The organism is Gordonia lacunae, from assembly GCF_002149015.1.
In the GTDB taxonomy this organism is placed as follows: Bacteria; Actinomycetota; Actinomycetes; order Mycobacteriales; family Mycobacteriaceae; genus Gordonia; species Gordonia lacunae.
Genome location: NZ_NGFO01000023.1, coordinates 66,293 through 84,047 on the forward strand (window position 1 = coordinate 66,293; position 17,755 = coordinate 84,047).

The following is a 17,755-nucleotide window of genomic DNA, read 5'->3' on the forward strand; positions in this document are numbered from 1 at the left end:
CCCGACGCGTACATCTTGCCTCTTCGCGCAGGGCGGCAACGTATCCCACGGTCGGTGTTGCGCCCCGTGACAGACTCTGACAACATACGTTCTCAGTTTGATCGGAGGGATCTGTGGGACAACGACGTCAGTGGGAGACGATGGTCGCCGCCGCCGGACACGCGGACGCGACACGTCGTGCGACCGGTGTGCTTCGACCCCGGCGGAGGGTCTGACGTGCGGCCCACCTGTACCTCGAACCCGGACGCGTGGTTCCCCGAGCAGGCGGCCGGCGCCCGGAGCCTGGCGAACCGTCACGCCCTCGACGGGTGCGTCCGTTGTCCGATCCGTTCCAGCTGCGCCCGCCTCGCCCTCGACGACCCGACCCACCTCACCGGGATCTGGGCGGGTGTCTACGTCCCGCCGCCCGGCAATCAGCACCGGGCGCGGGCCCATGCACTGGACCGGTTGCGCTCCATCGGCTTCCCGCAGGCGATGCCGCACGAGGACCACCGGACGACGGCATGACCCCGAGCGGGAGGCCGGCCTGGCCGACCCCGCGACGCGCGACCCGGCCACCGGCGTCGCGGCTACCTGAGAGGTAGTGGCTCTCACGACGTCCGACGCCGACTCTGGGATCACGACGATTCCCGGAGGAGGTGTCCCGATGACCACTCACCCGACCATCGCGAGCCCGCGGCCCCCTGCGCGCGGTGCGCCCACGACGACGAGTCCACGCTGGCTGACGGCCGTGATGCGGTGCGACCGGGCCCTGTCGTCCTGGTTCATCGGGACGGGTTTCTTCTTCGCGCCGGTCCTGTTGATGCTCGACCCGTGGCCGGTTGCCGTCGTGATCGCCTGGGTCGCGATCTCGGTGTCCGGGCTGTGGCTCGGGCTGCTCGGCGTGTTCATGGCCGCCGGTCTCGCCCAGGTGCTGCGCGCCGGCGAGGAGATTCCCGACGAGTTCTGGTCCGGCCTACTGGATTACCGAATCCGGTGACCGGCGCGGCGTCGAGAACCGAGCGCCCCGACCCCGGCCGTCGCCGCGTTCACGACCGCGGTGAGGGAAGCGGTGAGCACGGATCGGTCCGTCCCCGCGGCCCATCCGGCCTGCTGACCATTGCGATACTCGACGAGCGTCATCGCCGTGCTCTCGTTCCCGGCGCCAGTGCTCGTCTGGTGGAGACCGAGGATCTCGACCGCGAACCCGATGTCGGCGAGTGCCGCGGTGAGCGCTTCGACGGGGCCGACGCCGTCATGGCTGGTGGTGGTCTCACCGCCGCTCGCACGGATCGTGATCGTCGTGCTCCGGTCATCCGTCACGACGCCGACGAGTTCGACCGGGGCGTCGGCCGGGATCGCGAGATAGGTGCTGTGGAAGATGTCCCAGAGGTTGTCGGCGGTCACCTCGCTGCCGGTCTCGTCCGTGTGCTGTTGAACGTGACGAGCGAAGTCGATCTGGAGCCGGCGGGGCAGTTCGATGCCGTATCCGGTCTCGAGCAGGTAGGCGATGCCACCCTTGCCGGACTGCGAATTGACCCGGATGACGGCGTCGTAGCTGCGTCCGACGTCCGCGGGGTCGATCGGCAGGTAGGGCACTCTCCACTCGAGGTCTCGCTCGGGCCGGCCTTCGGCGGTCGCCCGGAAACGGTGCTCGGCGAAGCCTTTGCTGATCGCATCCTGATGCGTGCCGGAGAAGGCAGTGTGCACGAGGTCTCCGACGTACGGGTGGCGCGGGTGGATCTCGATACGGTTGCAGTGCTCGACGGTGCGGCGGATCTCGTCGATGTCGGAGAAGTCGATCATCGGATCGATGCCCTGGGCGTGCAGGTTCAGCGCGAGGGTGGCGAGATCGACGTTCCCGGTGCGTTCGCCGTTGCCGAAGAGGCATCCCTCGACGCGCTGCGCGCCGGCGAGGACGGCGAGCTCTGCGCAGGCGATTCCGGTGCCTCGGTCGTTGTGCGGGTGAACGGACAGGATCACCGCATCGCGACGAGCGAGATTCTTGTGCATGTACTCGATCTGGTCGGCGTACACGTTCGGCGTCGCGATCTCCACGGTGGCGGGCAGATTGAGGATGACCGGCCGTTCCGGGGTCGCCTCCCACAGCTCGGTCATGGCGTCGCAGATGTCGAGGGCGTACTCGGGTTCGGTGAGGTTGAACACCTCCGGGCTGAACTCGAAGCGCACGTTCGGCAGGTGCCCGGCGAATTCGAGGACGTCGCGGGCCCCCGCCGTGATCAACTCCCGCAATCCGTCTCGATCCTGGCCGAGGACGACGTCGCGCCACGTCGGTGCGGTGGCGGTGTACATGTGGATCACGACCTGGTTGTGGATTCCACCGATGGACGCCACGGTTCGCTCGATCAACTCGCGTCGCGCCGGCGTGAACACCACGATCGCCACATCGTCCGGAGCGATGTCGGTCTCCGCGATCAGACGGACGAAGTCGTAGTCGGTCTGCGAGGCCGAGGGATAACCGACCTCGATCTCCTTGTAGCCCATCGCGACCATGAGCTCGAAGAAGCGCCGCTTGCGCGCCGGGTCCATGGGCTCGGCCAGTGCCTGGTTCCCGTCGCGCAGATCAACCGGCACCCACAGGGGCGCATGGGTCAACCGGTTGGCCGGCCAGTCGCGGGTGGTGAGCGGTACCGAGACCCGCGAGTACACATCTCGGTAGCGATGTGAGGGCATCTGCGAGTGGCGCTGCCGATTCCACGCCGGCGCGCCCGCCGGGATCATGTCCGTGGGCGTGGAAAGTGTCGAAGAGGTGCTGCTGCTGGTCATTGCCTGGTCCTGTCCGGGTCGTTCACAGTCGGTCGACCGGCGCGTGTTTCGGCCCCACGTCGGGGAGCCGGTCAGGCTAGGCCCCGCCGTGGCGGCGAAGGAGGAGAGACCAGGAGTCGGACACGACGCACAAGCTACCACAACTCCTCAGACAAGTAGAGGAGTTGTGCGCGATGGAAGAATGCCCCCATGCCGACCGTGCGCCGCGAATCCCTCGCCGAGCAGGCCGCCGAACTCCTCCTCACGCGAATCCGCGACGGGGAATGGGAGGTCGGCGGCAAACTGCCCGGTGAGACGACGCTCGCCCCCCAGCTCGGCGTCGGCCGGTCCACCGCGCGGGAGGCGATCCGCATCCTCGCGGGTCGCGGTGTCCTCGCCACCCGCCAAGGGGCCGGCGTGTTCGTCACTGCCACCGACATCCCCGCGAGCTGGGTGGTGATCCTCCAGCGCGCAGACATCGTCGCGGTCATCGAGGCACGGACCGCGATCGAGGTCGAGGCTTCCGCTCTTGCTGCCGAACGTCGCACGTCTGCCGAGCTTCGTTCTCTACGAGGGGCTTTGGACGATCGGAACCGCCACCGTGCCGACCTCGACGTGCATGTCGAGACCGACCTCGCCTTTCACCGCGGCATCATCGTCGCAGCCCACAGTCCGGTGCTGCTCGAACTGTTCGACGGCTTCGAATCCCGGAGTCGTCGGGCCATGGCCGGGATGCTCCGCCTGCGCGGCCACCACGGAGACGACGTCGACCAGGACACTCACGAGCACATCTTCGAAGCGATCGCCTCACGCGATCCCGAAGCGGCCGCAGCTCTCACCCGGGCGCACCTCACCGTGCTCAAGGAACTGCTCAGCTGAGGCCGGCGGCGAACGTCCGGCCCGGCTAGACCGGCTCGGGCACTCCGGCAGTCGGCGCACCGGTTCGGCCTCGGACGAGCGCGGCCGCCGCGATGAGAACGACCGACAGGCAGGCCGCGACGACGAATGCGAGATGGATGCCGTCGGCACCCGCCTGCAGCGGGTTGACCCCGTCGTCGACGGCCGACTGCGTACCCCGGGACATCAGGGTGATGAACAACGCGGTGCCGGCCGCTCCGGCGACCTGTTGGATGGTGCTGACCGTCGCGCTGCCATGTGAGTACAGTTCCGGGCTCAGCGAACCCAGCGCCGAGGTCATCAGCGGGGTCAGCCCGAAAGCGATGCCGGCGCTGAGGATCACGTGGGCCGCGATCACCATGCCCAACGACGACCCGGCGTCGAGCGTGGTGAGCAACCAGGTCCCCGCGCTGACGGCGACCGTGCCGGGTAGGACCAGCGGTCGTGCGCCGACCTTGTCGAACAACGCTCCCACGAACGGCGCCAGCAATCCCATCACGAGACCGCCGGGCAGCAGCACGAGGCCGGTGGTCAGGACGTCCTTGCCCATCACGTTCTGCAGAAAGAGCGGCAGCAGGATGAGGGCGCCGAAGAGCGTCAGCATGAAGCCCGCCATCAGCACGACGGCCAGCCGGAACGGTGCGATCGCGAAGGTCCGCAGATCGAGCAGCGCCAGACCGCGGTCGGCGAGTGTGAGCTGTCGCGCGACGAACAGCGCCAGCGCGACGGCGCCGACGACCAGCGGTACCCACGGCGGGACCGGCGCGTGCCCGCCCGCGGATTCCCCGATGCTGCTCAACCCGTAGACGACCCCACCGAAGCCCAACGCCGACAGCGGGACCGAGATGATGTCGAGTCGCGCCGGCCGCCGCTCGGTGACATTGCGGACGAACACCCCGCCGAGGATCAGCGCGCCGATCGCGACGGGCAGCACGATCCAGAACATCGCTCGCCAGCTGAGGGACTGCAGGATCAGACCGGACACCGTGGGCCCGATGGCCGGCGCGACAGAGATGACGATGGAGACGAGCCCCATTGTGCGGCCGCGGTTCTGCTCTGGCACGACGTTGAGGATCGTCGTCATGAGCAGCGGGACCATCAATGCGGTGCCGGACGCCTGCACCACGCGAGCGACGATCAGGAGCTCGAATCCCGGGGCGAGCGCGGCAACGAGGGTACCGACCGTGAACAGCGTCATCGCCGCGATGTAGATGGAGCGGAGCGTGAACCGCTGCATCAGGTATCCGGTGATCGGGATGACGATCGCCATGGTCAGGAGGAATCCGCTGGTGAGCCACTGTGCGGTGGCGGCGGTGATGTCGAGGTCGGCCATCAGGGTGGGCAACGCGACGCTCAGGATCGTCTCGTTGAGGATCACCACGAAGGCCGCGACCAGCAGCACGCCGATCAGTAGCACGGCGCTGCGCTCCGTGCTGGTGTCGGTGCGGTTGCCGGTGCCCTGCAGGGCTGCATTCTCGGTCACTGTCGTTCTTCCATCGCGTCGGTCGTCCGGTCGGTCACAGAACGACGCTACCGGAAGGTGGCAGAGACTGCCGCAGTGGCAGTAGGTGCCACCCGTGCGGGGTGCCGCGCTAGTCTCGATCCATGCCAGATTCCTCCGAGACCGGCGGACTGCGGGCCCGCCGGCGGGATGCGACGCGCATGGAGATCCACGAGGCCGCGGTGGAACTGTTCGAGCGCAACGGATTCGACGAGACGACGGTCGACGAGATCGCCGCCGCTGCCGGGGTCTCCCCGCGGACCTTCTTCCGCTACTTCCCGACCAAAGAAGAGTGCGTGCTCTTCGACCGCTTCGGTTTCGATCAGGCACTCGACGACCATCTGGCCGAGATCGATCCCGACACCCTGGCTCTCGCCGACATCGAGCGCGTCTACCGAGCGCTCCTGGACGGGTTCGGCGACCGCAGCGACGACGTGTCCGCACACTTCGTGCGGGTGCAGAAACTCGTGCTCGCGACACCCACTCTGAGTAGAGCAGCACTCGGACGCTACGCCGACAAGTCACGCCGACGACCCGAAGCTCTCGGCGACCGCAGTTCCGCGCGCACCCGGGGCCAGATCAGGATGATCCTGGAGATCGCCAATCTGGAGGTCCAATGCGCCTTCGAGGAATGGGTCGACATCAACGAGGGCGCAGGCGCATCGGGGACGGCCCGCGCGCTGGTGGATGTCTATGACGACGTGTGTCGTCGGATGCGGGAGTTGTAGGACGACGCGTCAGGACGCGACGTCCAGCACCCAGGTCACCCCGAACCGGTCGGTCAACATGCCGAAACCGGAGCTCCACTGCGACGCCGCGAACGGTTCGATGGTGGCGGCCCCGACGGACAGGCCGTCCCAGAAACCCTGGACCTCATCGAAGGTCTCGCCGCGAACGGAGACAAAGAAGGTCGCGTCGGTGATCGTCATCCCGTTCTCCCGCCTCGTCGAGTCGACAACCGGCGCCGAATCGGCTCCCGCACCTGGGACGTCATAGGCCATCACCCGGAACCCGTTGCCGGCCATCACCGTTCCGAAGACCACGTGATCGGCGTCCGGCGCGTCGGCGGGCATCCCGAGATCGCCGTAGGTGCGGAGGACGATCTCGCCGCCGAATACCGAGCGGTAGAACTCCAGGGCTGCCCGCGCGGTGCCGCGGAAGTTGAGGTGCGTCGTGGTGGTGATCATCGTTCTCCTCGATGGTGTCGGCGCCAGGCATTCCCCGGCTGCACGACCAGGATGGCCTGCGAGTAGGTCACATTCTGTCCGCCACTACGCCTAGATTCGTGTGATGAGCACACCGACCGCTCGGCACCTGCAACTGCTGTCTCTACTGCAGACGCGACGAGAGTGGCCCGGCGCGCTCCTGGCCGAGCGCCTGCAGGTCAGTCATCGCACCGTTCGCCGGGACGTGGACGGTCTGCGGGCCATGGGTTACAACATCCACGCCACGATGGGACCGGAGGGCGGTTATCGGCTCGACGCCGGAGCCCGACTGCCCCCACTTCTGTTCGACGATGATCAGGTGATCGCGCTCGCACTCGCGCTGCAGACAGCAACCGCCACCGGCGCGGACGTCGGCGAGTCGGCCGCACGCGCTTTGGCGACCGTCAGGCAACTGATGCCCTCACATCTCCGCCATCGCCTCGATGCGCTCCCCGCGGCCGCCACTTCCGCCGGTGACCCCACCGATCTGGCGTCACCGGACGTGCTGAGTGCCATCGCGGACGCGATCCATCACCGTCAGATCCTCCGCTTCGACCACCCGCGCCATCCAGGTTCAGCCGGCTCCTCGGAAACACGTTCCGCTGCAGGCTCGATCGAGATCTCCCCACCGCGCCGGGTAGAACCTCACCACCTCCTGACGGCACGGCAACGCTGGTATCTGGTGGCATGGGATCTCGACCGGCACGACTGGCGCATCTTCCGAGCCGATCGCGTGAGCCCGCGAGTACCCACCGGCCCGGAGTTCACCCGACGCGCCCTCCCGACGGGGGATGCCGCATCGTTCGTCGGTGCACGATTCAAGGGTTCGACCGGTTCCGACACCTGGCCGTGCCGCGGCAAAGTGATACTCGACCTGCCCGCTCGCGCAGTCGCGCCGTTCGCCGGTGACGGCACCGTCGAGGAGCTCGGATCCGCCTGCTGCAGCCTGGAGATCGGTTCCTGGTCCTGGATCGGCATGGCTGCATCGCTGAACCGCTTCGACTGCGCGGTCGATGTCGTCTTCCCCGCCGACCTCGCGGACGCCTTCCGCATGCTCGCGGCTCGAAACACCACCACGGCCGACACGTGGTACGGGAGACGTTCCGAGTGAACGACGAACATGAACGGACACCGGTGCGCAGCGACGCCGCGTCGGGGACTACCCGACGCGCACGATCGCCGGCGGCGACCAGGACAGGTCCCGCGGCCCGTACAACCGAAGCATGACCCGGAACTCGCCGGGCGGACACGGTAGCCAGTTCGCCGCGGACGACGGTCTCGCGTGCTGGAGGAGGAGAGCGAGCGTCCCGTCGTCGTTCACCTCGAGACCGGGCGTCCGGTCGGTGATCGCATGGCGCCCGATGACGTTATCGCACAACAACCCTCGCCGGTGGTACATCGTGAGCGACCAGAAGTGTTCCGCTGGAGGGAGATCGTCCGGCGCGAACGTGATCGAGTAGTTGTGCGCTCCGGTCAGTGACCGCCCGAGGTGGTCCGTCTCGCATACCGGATACACGGCCTCGGTGGCCGGGTTGATGTAGATCTGCGAGTACGCCACTGCCGCTCGGAGAAGCCGAGCTCCGAGACGTGGTGCGCGATCAGGTCCTGAAGCCGCTGCGCCGCGACCAGGTCCCCGGCCACAGCAGGGTCGACGAGGATGCGGATCGCCACCAGGGCATACTGTCAGTCCAGCCAATCCAGGACGGACGCCGCGGTCCAGCTCTGCTGCATGCTGCCGAGCGGCTCACCGGTGAACGGTTCGTAGTACTCGGCGAACGAGCCGTCGGTCGCCTGCCGGAGCCCTTCCTCACGCAGCCGTGCCGACCGTTCGGTCCAACCGCGGCGGGCGAATGCCCAACTGAAGAGCCAGGTCATCACCGGCCAGACCGGGCCGCGCCAGTACTCGCGGGGCCGGAAGTCCGCCGAGATCGGCGACGTCGACGGCGGGACCGCGTAGCGCAGGTCCGGGTGACCGCAGTACCGCGGGCCGTCGAAGAGGCGCAGCAGGGCGCGTTCGCGGTCCCGGGAGAGCCCGCCGCACAGCAGCGGCGCGAACACCGCGATCGTCTCGGTGTTGATCCACGAGTTGGCCCGTAGGTCGAAATCCCGTGCAGAGCCGTTGCGGTCGTTGGCAGCGGAGACGACCCCGGCGCGGAAACGGTCGGCCCACGCGCGGAGATCCCGGACATCCGACCGCGGTTTGGAGTAGTCCTCACCGATCGTCGCCAATACATCGCAGGCGACGGCGAAGATCGCGCTGACGAAGACGTCCTCGACCGCGAAGCTCATCGCCTTCGGGAGCAACTCGTCGTCGTAGTTCGCCCGCTTCATCTGCTCGACGAGCCAGATGTAACGGTCGTACTCGAGGTCGGTGGGTCGCATCGAGAAGTCGTCGACATGGTCGAGGTCGGCGCGCTGGTATGGCGGAAGGTCCGCGCCGGGAACCACATTGGCGTATGCGGAGTCCCAGCGGGGCGAATTGTCCATGCCCGATTCCCAGCCGTGGAAGATCGTGATCCGGCCGCGCCCGTTGGGATCCCGAGCGTGCGCCAGCCAGCGGTGCCAGCGGACGAGAGAGCTCCACCGCCGATCGATGAACTCGTTGGCGACCGCCCGTGTCGTCCGACCGTGGCGTCGGGAGTGATCCAGGATCCGCTGCACCGCGATCGCGTGAACGGGCGGCTGGGTGATTCCGGAGGTGTCGGGGAAATCCGGCGCGCACTCGGCCAGGCGGGCGCACTCCCAGCGAGCCGGCCCGGGGAAGTATCCGTCGCGGCCGTTGGCGAACACGATGTGCGGGATCATGCCGTTGCGCCACTGCGCCGACAGCAGGGTGTCCATCTCGATGACGGCTCGTTCCACCGACAACGGCGCCAGACCGACCGTGACGAATGCGGCGTCCCAGCTCCACATGTGCGGATACAACTTGGGCGCAGCGCTTGTCATCGTGCCCAGGTCGTTGCCTCGGAGCAGGTACGCGGCGCGTGCCGACAGCTGCGTTGGGGTGAATCCGTACCTGGCCACGTCGACGATTGTGCCCCGCGACGTCGGCGTCTGCTCATCGAGCCCGAGGCGACTCCCGGTCGCGGATTCCCACTAGGGTCGAGGCATGCCCACCGCGTTGATCACCGGGGCGAGCCGTGGCCTCGGAGCCGAGATCGCCCGTCAGCTCGCGCCGACCCACGACCTCCTGCTCGGCGGACGCCCCTCCCCCGAACTCGACAGACTTGCCACCGAACTCGACGGGGCGAGCACCTTCGCCGTCGACCTCACCGACTACGACGAGGTCGAGGCCGCCGTGGAGGCGATCAGCGAACTCGACGTCCTCGTCCACAACGCCGGAGTGTCCAGCAGCCTCGAGCCGGTCGCGGAGACCCCCGTCGAGGAATGGCAGCACGTCCTCGAGGTCAACCTCATCGCGGTCGCCGAACTCACGCGGCTGCTCCTGCCCGCGTTACGGGCAGCCGGCGGCCACGTCGTGTTCATCAACTCGGGCGCCGGACGCCGGGTGAACCCCGGCTGGACCCCGTATGCCGCGAGCAAGTTCGGGGTACGTGCGCTGGCCGACGGGTTGCGCGCCGAGGAACCGGGCCTCCGCGTGACGTCCGTCTTCCCCGGGCGCATCGACACCGACATGCAGCGCGACATCGTCGCCATCGAGGGAGACGACTACGACGGGTCGCGTTTCCTTCGTCCCGCGACCGTCGCCCGGGCAGTCGTGCAGGCCGTCCACACCCCGGCCGACGCCCACCCCGAGGAAATCGTGCTGAGGCCGACCGGGCGGGGGTGACCGCTGCCGATATCGAGTCGAGTCTTCCCTACGACGACCTCACGATGTCGTCCAGCTTCCAGCTCCGATCGAAGTAGCTCTCCAACGGGCCGTACAGACGAAAATACGAGAACCAGTGCTCACCGGGGATGGTCTGTATCCAGTTGCTCTCCCGGCCGGCCGGTGCGGTCGGGCCGAAGTGGAGATCGACCGAGCCGTCGTCGTTGTAGGCCAGATCGTCATCCCGTGAACCACGGTCGCCGCGCTGCTGGTCGTTGTCGACGAGGCACCGCGTGTCGGTGTCGTACACCGTGACCGACCAGAACAACTTTGCGGGCGGATCGGCGGGCACGTGCAGCGTGTAGCTCTCCGCGCCGTCGAGCCACCGGTCGTCGCTGTCGGTATAGCAACTCAGATAGGCCTGCCCGAGGCCCGGCGTTGTGCTCTTCATCGCTGCGGAGAAGCTCACTGCCTCGTAGAACCATGCGGCCCTCTCGAGGAGTTGATCGTGGAACTGCGCACGTTGACTCGAGTTGTCCAGCGCCAGCACGAGGTCCCAGTGTCGGTCGGCCCAGTACGTCGAACCCGGGAACCGTTTGGCGAATGTATTCGCCTGGGCCATCAGTTCCCCGGCGGCAGAGGCGGTCTCGAGGATCGTGGTCAGTCTCGAGTCAGGTGCGAACGACTTTCCCTTCTCGATGCCCAGCGTGGCGAGCATGGCCGTGTAGAACCGGTCCCGCTCGTCGACGACTTCACGTTGATAGATGTCGTGCAGCCGGACCCAGTAGTCGAGTCCGCGGGGTTGATCCCCGGACCAGGGACGGCCCTGCGGGGACACCACCCTGGTCACCGGTGGGTCGGTCCGTTCGGCGAAGGGGTAGACCCTGACCTTGTCGACCAGTTCCTGAGCACGGGCCGGGTCTGCATCGAGGGTGCGGAAACCGAACATGATGTTCATTCCGGTGGCGCGTTGGAGATAGAAGCCATCCGCCGCGTCGGGCACGGTGGCGCCGGGCGGAATGACGAGGTGTCTGCCCCCTGACCCGGCGTCGGGACCCATTTCTCCCATGACCCCGATCTCGCGCTGCCAGAAGTCGGACAGACCACCAGCGGTCGGCCCCGGCGGGAGCTCGATCACCAACGGACCCGTGTCGTTCAGGTCGAAGAAGTTCAGGATGTACGGCGTGGTGGCGTTGGCGGTGATCAGCCCGAGCCGGTCCCGGTAGGTCACATAGTGGACGATGTCGGACTCCGTGGCACCGAACACTTCTCGGTGCACCTTCTGCCATTGCGCGTACGACACCAACGGCAGCGCCCAGATGTAGACCTGACAGGCCATCTGGTAATCGAGCTCGTCGAACACCAGAGGAAGGTCGTCTCGGTGCGGGAGTCCGCCGTCGCGTCGGACCTGCCCCAACCGGCCGGGCAATGCGCTCACGAGAACCTCCGGGATCGGGCACGCGTGGTCCGCGTGGGTTGCCAGGATTGCCGGGTCCACCAGCCAACCCAGTGTGCATCATCGCAGCGGCCGACACAGCCTGACTCCGAGACGGTCAGAACTGCGTGGATGTGTAGCGCCCGTCGGCGCGCTGTCAGAGCTGCTTGAGGTCCGACTGCTGCCAGACCGCGCGCATCGTCGACACCTTGCCCTCGGCGTCGAAGACCATGATGTCGACGGGGGTGATCTCGAAAGCCAGCCCGGCGGTCTTGGTGACCAGGGTGAACTCGAAGACGGCGGTGTCGCCGGCGATCTTCTTCCACTTGAGCGTCGCGGTGCGCTCGTCCATCCCGGTGATCACCGAGTAGAACTCGACGAGCTGCTCGCGGGTGTCGCGGATGTCGGCCCCGATGGGGTCCTCGACGGTCGCATCGGCCGCGTAGAGGTCGGCGATCTGTTCGGCAGTACCCGAATTCAGCAGCTCGATGTAGGCATCGACTGCGGCGTCGATCTTCTCGGCGAGCCCGGCTTGTTCCACGGTCATGAATCCTCCAGAAAAGTAGAACGTGTTCTAATTCGGCACGGTAGCACGGCGTCCGTCAACCGGTGGATGATTTCGGCGCCCACGCCCGGTTGTTTGATACGTTCGCCGCACAGTTCTCCCACGTGCGGAAAGGCCGGTGCACCTCTCGATGACCGAGCCGCCGCGCGTTCCGCCACCGCCGACCGGTGAGCCCCGATGGCAACCGCCCGATGTCTCCGACGAGTGGGCCCCGGTCCCGTCGGTGGAGGCGCCGGCCCGTTCGCCGGCACCGCCGCAGCAGCCGGCGACCGTGCCCGGGCCGCAGCCCGCATGGGGATCCGCCCAGTGGGGTTCAACCCAGTGGAGTTCAACCCGGTGGGGTCACCCAGGATCCACACCGAACGCCTCGTGGGCGGGATGGGGGCAGCCACCGTCGGTGTCGGCCGGCGTCCTGCTGCAGCGGATCTTCTCGACGACAGTCGCGGTACCTCGGGTGTACCTCGGCCTCGTGGGCCTGTCCTGGATCGCGGCGGCGGTTCCGCTTGCGTTCGCGAGTTTCTGGCTGGTGGCCGCGGACGCCACCCGCGACGATCCGAGCACGTGGGCGTCGGGCATCGCACCGCTCTCCGTGTTCCTCGCGGTCGTCTTCGTACAGTGGATCGTCGTGGCGGGCACGCTGGGCGGTGTCGCCGCCCACGCCGTGACCCGCCATCGTGTCGGTTCACGTCCGACCCTCGTCGACACGCTGCGGCACGCCCGGCGGTCGCTCCCCCGACTGCTGGCCTGGACGGCACTCCTCGGGCTCGCCATCGCGGCGGCCTTCACCCCGGCCCTCGCGCTGTTCGGCCTGGGCGTCACCTCCGGCGGGCTCGTCCTGCTCGCCGGGAGCCTTCTCCTCACCCTCGTCGCGCTCGTCCCGGTCACGTGGCTGCTGGTCCGCACGGCGTTCACCGCTCCGGCGGTCGTGGTGGACGGACTCTCGGTGCGTGACGCGATCGCCCGCTCGGGTTCGCTGACGGCGGACCGGTTCTGGCGGACGTTCGGCGTCCTGGCGGTCATGCTCGTGCTGGCGTGGGTCGCGATGACGACGATGATGTACCCGTTCGATCTGGTGGGATCGATCGCCGACACGTGGTTCGGCACCTCGGACTCCGGCGTCGCCGCGACCGTTCTCTCGGTGATCGGCACCGTGGTCGCATCGATGGTCGTGCAACCGGTCCTGACGGTCGTGCCGGCAGTCCTCTACGACGATGCCGCGTCGGTCCCGACAGCGTTTCCCCCGGGTGGGGGCGACCGGTGATCGGAGTCCTCGCGGCGCCGTTGGACCCCGACAACGAGCAAGCCCGCCGGTGGGCCGAGCAGGAACTCTCCGAGTCCGACTACCAGCCGCCCGAGCCGTCCTGGCTCGACCGCTTCGGTGAACGTGTCTGGGAGTGGATCGCCGACAACGTCTTCGGCTGGTTCGGCGGATCCGACACCCTGCGCGCCATCGTCATCGTCCTGGCGATCGCACTCGTGCTCGGACTCGTCGTCGCGGTCGTCCGGCACCTCCGCCGCAACCCCCGACTCCCCCGGACCACCGGCTCGGCGTCCTCCGAGACGGTGCTGAAAGGGCCGGCCCGGTCGGCGGCCGACTTCCGGTCCGACGCCGAGTCCGCCTTCGCGGCGGGACAGTACGACGCGTGCGTGATCGCCGCCGTACGTGCCGTCGCGCGCCGCGGCATCGAGCGCGATCTGCTGGCCGACACGCCCTCACTCACCGCCCACGAGGTGGCTGTCGACCTCGGGCCCCGCTTCCCCGCACAGGACGCCCGGTTGCGCGGTGCGACAGACCTGTTCGACGCCATCGCCTACGGCGACCGCCACGCAGACTCCGAATCCGCCCGCGAGATCCTGGACCTCGAGCGGACTCTCTCGTCCACACGACCGGCCGAGGCCGACGCCCCACGTCCGGGCCGACTGGCGGTACCCCGATGACCGGCACCGCGCAGGCGACGCCACCGCCCGGGCCGGTCACGTCGTCGCCGCAACGACCGGCCGCCGCCAGAAACAGGACGCCGGCGTGGGTCTGGGTGGTCATCGTCCTGGTGATCGTCGTCGTGGTGGCCGGCATCGGACTCCTCGGGATCACCGCACTCACCGGCGTTCGCGGTACGCCCGGGCCCGGCGTCAGCAACGACCCCGAGAATGCCCAGCCCACCGGGTCCCGCGCGCTCGCGCAGATCCTGGACGATCACGGGGCGGACCTGCGGCAGGTGCGCGGACTCGACGAGTTCACCGACGCTCCGCGTCCCGAGCGGGGGACGACCGTGGTGGTGAGCTCGACGTCGTCGCTGAATCCCGGTACCACTCAACAGTTCCGCGAGCGCGTTCGAGACGCCGACCGCGTGATCCTGATCGCGCCGGACAACACCGTGCTGACCGCGCTCGATCTGCCCGTCACCTCCGGTTACGGTGCCGGCCCGGCCGCGGTCGCCGCAGGGTGCCGCACCGCCGACATCGACGAGACCGACATCGTCGCCTCCACCCCCTTCGGATACTCGACGACGTCGACGTCGGCGACCGCCTGCTTCACCGCCGGTGCGGCGTCGAATCTCGTGATCGTGCCGCGGACCGCGGGGCGCCCCGAATACGTCGTCCTCAGCGGTGAGATGCTCACCAACGAGCGACTGGCGCAAGAGGACAACGCGGGCGTCGCCATCCGGATCTTTGCGAGCTCCGACGAGATCCTCTGGTATGTACCGTTCTTCACCGACCAGGTGGCGTCCGACGACGACGAGTCCGACATCCCGGCCGCCGTCGGGCCGCTGATCGTGCTGGCCGTGTTCGCCGTTCTGGCCTTGATGCTCTGGCGCGGACGGCGCTTCGGGTCGCTGGTCACCGAGCCACTCCCCGCGGTCGTCAAGGCCGTCGAGACCACCCGTGCACGGGGCCGGATGTATCACCGCGCCGGTGCCGACGCCCGGGCCGCGGCAGCGCTGCGCATCCACACACTCGGTTCGCTGGCGTCGTATCTCGGCCTGCCGTTCGACGCGGCACGGGCCACCGACGCACTCTCCCGACCCGACTGGGAGGCCGTCGTCGCGCCGGCCGAGACCGCGGACCCGTCGGTCTCGGCGATCGTCATCGCCGCGGCCGGGGCGACACACCGCGACCTCGGCGAGGTCCGTGCGCTGCTCGCGGGTCCGCTCCCCACCACCGACGCCCAGCTCGTCTACTTCACCGCCGAACTGACCAACCTCGAGAAGGAAGTCCGACACACACCATGACCGTCGACCCGTCCCGCAACCCAGGCCCCGGTCCGACCGCCCGAGACTCTGTCGCACAGTCGGACCCGTTCGCGAAGGCGTCCGCCGGCCCGCCGCCGGAGAACGCGTACCACCGACCGGGCGGACCGCCGAACCGCGCACGCGATGCGCTCGGGGCCGTGCGCGGCGAGGTTGCGAAGGCCGTCGTCGGGCAGGACCCGGCAGTGGCAGGCATTTTGATCGCGCTGCTCTGCCGCGGGCACATCCTCCTCGAGGGTGTTCCCGGCGTCGCCAAGACGCTGCTCGTCCGGTCGGTGGCCGCCGCGCTCGACGTCGAGACCAAACGCGTGCAGTTCACCCCGGACCTCATGCCCGGCGATGTCACCGGATCGCTCGTGTTCGATTCCGCCAGCTCGGAGTTCACGTTCCGGGAGGGGCCCGTGTTCACCAATCTCCTGCTGGCCGACGAGATCAACCGCACCCCGCCGAAAACGCAGGCATCCCTGCTGGAGGCGATGGAGGAGCGGCAGGTCACCGTCGACGGCGACCCACGCCCGCTACCGAGCCCGTTCCTCGTCGCGGCGACACAGAACCCGGTCGAGTACGAGGGCACCTACCCGCTGCCCGAAGCCCAGCTCGACCGTTTTCTGCTGAAGGTCACGTTGCCGCTGCCCCCTCGCGATGACGAGATCACCGTGTTGACGCGACACGCGTCCGGATTCGATCCGCGGAACCTGGCCGCCGCGGGACTCCGACCGGTCGCCTCGGCCGCCGACGTGGAGGCCGGCGCCGAGCAGGTCCGCCGGGTGACGGTCGCGCCGCAGGTCACCGCCTACATCGTCGACATCGCCCGGGCCACCCGGTTCTCCCCGTCGCTGGCACTGGGCGTCAGCCCGCGCGGCGCCACCGCCCTGCTGGGCACGAGCCGCGCATGGGCGTGGCTGAACGGTCGCGACTTCGTGACGCCCGACGACGTGCAGGCGCTCGCGCAGTCCACGCTGGCGCACCGCCTGTCGTTGCGGCCGGAAGCCGAGCTCGAAGGCGTGTCGGTGGGTTCGGTGCTCGACGCGGCGATCAACTCGGTGCCCGTCCCCCGCTGATGTTCCTCACCGGCCGCTTGCTGATTGTGGTGCTGCTCGGCGCAGTGCCTATCCTGACCTGGCCGAATTACGCTGTCCCCGTGCTGTGGGCGCTGTTCTGCGTCCTTCTCGTCTGCCTCGACATCGCGATGGCGGGATCCACGAAGACGATCACCATGTCGCGGTCGTCGCCCGGTCCTCTCCGGCTCGGCCAGAGCACGACGTGTTCGATCGCAGTCACCAATCACGGTTCGACGACCTTCCGTGGCGTCCTGCGCGACAGCTGGCAGCCCTCGGCCGGCGCGTCGGGGAACACGCATCCCGTGGCCGTCCCGCGCGCGGAGACTCGTTCGGTGGCAACGACTCTGACCCCCACCAGGCGCGGTGATCGGCTGGCGGTCCGGGTCGTCGTTCGTCGGGTGGGTCCGCTCGGCCTCGCCGGACGCCAGCGGTCCGTGCCGCTGCCGGGGCGGGTCCGTGCACTCCCGCCGTTCGACTCACGGCGGTTGCTGCCGTCGCGGCTGGCCCATCTCCGCCAGCTCGACGGCAGGTCAGCGGTGCGGGTACGCGGACAGGGCACCGAATTCGACTCGCTGCGTGACTATGTCGAGGGCGACGACGTCCGCAGCATCGACTGGCGCGCGACCGCCCGGCGTCGCTCGACGGTGGTCCGCACGTGGCAACCGGAGAAGGATCGGCACATCGTCATCGTCCTGGACACCTCTCGGACGTCGGCGGGGCGTGTGGGCGACACCCCGCGCCTCGACGCGGCCATGGACGCCGCTTTGCTCTTGGCCGCGCTCGCGTCGCACGCCGGCGACCGGGTCGATCTCATCGCCGGTGACCGCCGGGTCCACCGACGGGTGGTCGGCGTCGGCCGCACGATGTTGCTGAACAGCCTCGTCACCGCGATGGCGGATCTCGAACCCGCTCTGCTGGAGGCGGATTGGCCGCTGCTCGGGGCCGAGGTCGCCAAGATCGGGCGACAGCGCGCACTACTTGTCCTGCTCACGCCTCTCGAACCCGCGGCCGTCGAGGAGTCGCTGCTGCCCCCGTTGGCGGTACTGGCGCAGCGGTACAAGGTCATCATCGGCTCCGTCGCCGACCCCGCGCTCGACGCCATGCTCGCCGAGCGCGCCGACGCCACCGAGATCTACGACGCCGCCGCAGCAGCCCGCACACTCACACTGCGCGACCGAACAGCCACCGCAGTGGGTCGGCTCGGGGTCGACGTGGTGGATGCGCCGCCGGACAAGCTGCCCGCCAGGCTCGCCGATCACTATCTGTTGCTCAAGTCGCGGGGGTTGCTCTGACCGGTGCGACTCGCGCTCTTCGTCATGACAGTGACTG

General features: G+C 68.5%; 18 protein-coding genes. 11 read left to right on the forward strand and 7 right to left on the reverse strand.

Annotated elements, in window-relative coordinates; genetic code table 11:
- Positions 1 to 216 precede the first annotated feature (216 nt).
- Positions 217 to 507, forward strand: coding sequence for a WhiB family transcriptional regulator (locus CA982_RS18475; RefSeq protein WP_086536722.1), 291 nt, complete (start codon positions 217 to 219; stop codon positions 505 to 507).
- A 139-nt stretch (positions 508 to 646) separates the two neighbouring features.
- Positions 647 to 979, forward strand: coding sequence for a hypothetical protein (locus CA982_RS18480; protein ID WP_086536723.1), 333 nt, complete (start codon positions 647 to 649; stop codon positions 977 to 979).
- Here CA982_RS18480 and CA982_RS18485 read toward each other — a convergent pair.
- Positions 964 to 2,721, reverse strand: a complete 1,758-nt coding sequence (locus CA982_RS18485; protein ID WP_341865040.1) for a 2-isopropylmalate synthase — start codon at positions 2,719 to 2,721, stop codon at positions 964 to 966. The two genes, CA982_RS18480 and CA982_RS18485, sit on opposite strands and share 16 nt — an antisense overlap.
- Before the next feature lie 234 nt (positions 2,722 to 2,955).
- On the opposite strand from CA982_RS18485, the gene CA982_RS18490 reads away from it, so the two are divergent.
- Positions 2,956 to 3,624, forward strand: a complete 669-nt coding sequence (locus tag CA982_RS18490) for a FadR/GntR family transcriptional regulator (RefSeq protein WP_086536725.1) — start codon at positions 2,956 to 2,958, stop codon at positions 3,622 to 3,624.
- 25 nt (positions 3,625 to 3,649) lie between these two features.
- On the opposite strand, the gene CA982_RS18495 is transcribed toward CA982_RS18490, so the two are convergent.
- Positions 3,650 to 5,125, reverse strand: a complete 1,476-nt coding sequence (locus CA982_RS18495; protein ID WP_144066053.1) for an MDR family MFS transporter — start codon at positions 5,123 to 5,125, stop codon at positions 3,650 to 3,652.
- 122 nt (positions 5,126 to 5,247) lie between these two features.
- On the opposite strand from CA982_RS18495, the gene CA982_RS18500 reads away from it, so the two are divergent.
- Positions 5,248 to 5,871, forward strand: coding sequence for a TetR family transcriptional regulator (locus CA982_RS18500; RefSeq protein ID WP_086536726.1), 624 nt, complete (start codon positions 5,248 to 5,250; stop codon positions 5,869 to 5,871).
- Positions 5,872 to 5,880: 9 nt separating this feature from the next.
- On the opposite strand, the gene CA982_RS18505 is transcribed toward CA982_RS18500, so the two are convergent.
- The gene (locus tag CA982_RS18505; protein WP_086536727.1) at positions 5,881 to 6,330 is read right to left on the reverse strand and encodes a VOC family protein; all 450 of its coding nucleotides are present in this window, start codon (positions 6,328 to 6,330) and stop codon (positions 5,881 to 5,883) included.
- Positions 6,331 to 6,433: 103 nt separating this feature from the next.
- Here CA982_RS18505 and CA982_RS18510 point away from each other — a divergent pair, with 103 nt between their 5' ends.
- Positions 6,434 to 7,459, forward strand: coding sequence for a helix-turn-helix transcriptional regulator (locus tag CA982_RS18510; RefSeq protein ID WP_086536728.1), 1,026 nt, complete (start codon positions 6,434 to 6,436; stop codon positions 7,457 to 7,459).
- Positions 7,460 to 7,507: 48 nt separating this feature from the next.
- Here the strand turns inward: CA982_RS18510 and CA982_RS18515 are convergent, their stop codons facing one another.
- Positions 7,508 to 7,906 carry a DUF1214 domain-containing protein gene (locus CA982_RS18515; RefSeq protein WP_158097821.1) on the reverse strand — a complete coding sequence of 133 codons (399 nt, stop codon included), beginning with the start codon at positions 7,904 to 7,906 and terminating at the stop codon, positions 7,508 to 7,510.
- A gap of 125 nt (positions 7,907 to 8,031) precedes the next feature.
- Positions 8,032 to 9,372 (reverse strand): glucosylglycerate hydrolase, encoded by a 1,341-nt coding sequence (gene ggh / locus CA982_RS18520; RefSeq protein ID WP_086536730.1) that lies wholly within the window; start codon positions 9,370 to 9,372, stop codon positions 8,032 to 8,034.
- 85 nt (positions 9,373 to 9,457) lie between these two features.
- Here ggh and CA982_RS18525 point away from each other — a divergent pair, with 85 nt between their 5' ends.
- Positions 9,458 to 10,138, forward strand: a complete 681-nt coding sequence (locus tag CA982_RS18525; RefSeq protein ID WP_086536731.1) for an SDR family oxidoreductase — start codon at positions 9,458 to 9,460, stop codon at positions 10,136 to 10,138.
- Positions 10,139 to 10,166: 28 nt separating this feature from the next.
- On the opposite strand, the gene CA982_RS18530 is transcribed toward CA982_RS18525, so the two are convergent.
- Both CA982_RS18530 and CA982_RS18535 read right to left on the reverse strand, forming a co-directional pair.
- A complete protein-coding gene (locus tag CA982_RS18530) occupies positions 10,167 to 11,555 on the reverse strand; it encodes a DUF1254 domain-containing protein (protein WP_086536755.1) in 1,389 nt (462 codons plus the stop codon).
- Between the two features lie 154 nt (positions 11,556 to 11,709).
- The gene (locus tag CA982_RS18535; protein WP_064572124.1) at positions 11,710 to 12,099 is read right to left on the reverse strand and encodes a nuclear transport factor 2 family protein; all 390 of its coding nucleotides are present in this window, start codon (positions 12,097 to 12,099) and stop codon (positions 11,710 to 11,712) included.
- A gap of 148 nt (positions 12,100 to 12,247) precedes the next feature.
- Here CA982_RS18535 and CA982_RS18540 point away from each other — a divergent pair, with 148 nt between their 5' ends.
- The 5 genes from CA982_RS18540 to CA982_RS18560 are packed head-to-tail and all read left to right on the forward strand — an operon-like array spanning position 12,248 to position 17,718.
- Positions 12,248 to 13,378, forward strand: coding sequence for a glycerophosphoryl diester phosphodiesterase membrane domain-containing protein (locus CA982_RS18540; RefSeq protein WP_244176359.1), 1,131 nt, complete (start codon positions 12,248 to 12,250; stop codon positions 13,376 to 13,378).
- Positions 13,375 to 14,055, forward strand: coding sequence for a DUF4129 domain-containing protein (locus CA982_RS18545; protein ID WP_086536733.1), 681 nt, complete (start codon positions 13,375 to 13,377; stop codon positions 14,053 to 14,055). The genes CA982_RS18540 and CA982_RS18545 overlap by 4 nt, the downstream gene beginning before the upstream one ends.
- Positions 14,052 to 15,347, forward strand: a complete 1,296-nt coding sequence (locus CA982_RS18550) for a DUF4350 domain-containing protein (protein WP_244176361.1) — start codon at positions 14,052 to 14,054, stop codon at positions 15,345 to 15,347. Before CA982_RS18545 ends, CA982_RS18550 begins: the two co-directional genes overlap by 4 nt.
- Entirely contained in the window at positions 15,344 to 16,426 is a 1,083-nt protein-coding gene (locus CA982_RS18555) for an AAA family ATPase (protein WP_086536734.1), read from the forward strand. The genes CA982_RS18550 and CA982_RS18555 overlap by 4 nt, the downstream gene beginning before the upstream one ends.
- On the forward strand, positions 16,426 to 17,718 hold the full coding sequence (locus tag CA982_RS18560) for a DUF58 domain-containing protein (RefSeq protein ID WP_086536735.1): 1,293 nt from the start codon (positions 16,426 to 16,428) through the stop codon (positions 17,716 to 17,718). The genes CA982_RS18555 and CA982_RS18560 overlap by 1 nt, the downstream gene beginning before the upstream one ends.
- Positions 17,719 to 17,755: the final 37 nt, after the last annotated feature.

What these genes read in the sequence shown, in the direction of transcription:
- CA982_RS18480 (WP_086536723.1), top strand. Translation starts at nt 647, where the DNA reads ATGACCACTCACCCGACCATCGCGAGCCCGCGGCCCCCTGCGCGCGGT.
- CA982_RS18485 (WP_341865040.1), bottom strand. Translation starts at nt 2,721, where the DNA reads ATGATCCCGGCGGGCGCGCCGGCGTGGAATCGGCAGCGCCACTCGCAG.
- CA982_RS18490 (WP_086536725.1), top strand. Translation starts at nt 2,956, where the DNA reads ATGCCGACCGTGCGCCGCGAATCCCTCGCCGAGCAGGCCGCCGAACTC.
- CA982_RS18500 (WP_086536726.1), top strand. Translation starts at nt 5,248, where the DNA reads ATGCCAGATTCCTCCGAGACCGGCGGACTGCGGGCCCGCCGGCGGGAT.
- CA982_RS18505 (WP_086536727.1), bottom strand. Translation starts at nt 6,330, where the DNA reads ATGATCACCACCACGACGCACCTCAACTTCCGCGGCACCGCGCGGGCA.
- CA982_RS18510 (WP_086536728.1), top strand. Translation starts at nt 6,434, where the DNA reads ATGAGCACACCGACCGCTCGGCACCTGCAACTGCTGTCTCTACTGCAG.
- CA982_RS18525 (WP_086536731.1), top strand. Translation starts at nt 9,458, where the DNA reads ATGCCCACCGCGTTGATCACCGGGGCGAGCCGTGGCCTCGGAGCCGAG.
- CA982_RS18535 (WP_064572124.1), bottom strand. Translation starts at nt 12,099, where the DNA reads ATGACCGTGGAACAAGCCGGGCTCGCCGAGAAGATCGACGCCGCAGTC.
- CA982_RS18540 (WP_244176359.1), top strand. Translation starts at nt 12,248, where the DNA reads ATGACCGAGCCGCCGCGCGTTCCGCCACCGCCGACCGGTGAGCCCCGA.
- CA982_RS18550 (WP_244176361.1), top strand. Translation starts at nt 14,052, where the DNA reads ATGACCGGCACCGCGCAGGCGACGCCACCGCCCGGGCCGGTCACGTCG.
- CA982_RS18555 (WP_086536734.1), top strand. Translation starts at nt 15,344, where the DNA reads ATGACCGTCGACCCGTCCCGCAACCCAGGCCCCGGTCCGACCGCCCGA.
- CA982_RS18560 (WP_086536735.1), top strand. Translation starts at nt 16,426, where the DNA reads ATGTTCCTCACCGGCCGCTTGCTGATTGTGGTGCTGCTCGGCGCAGTG.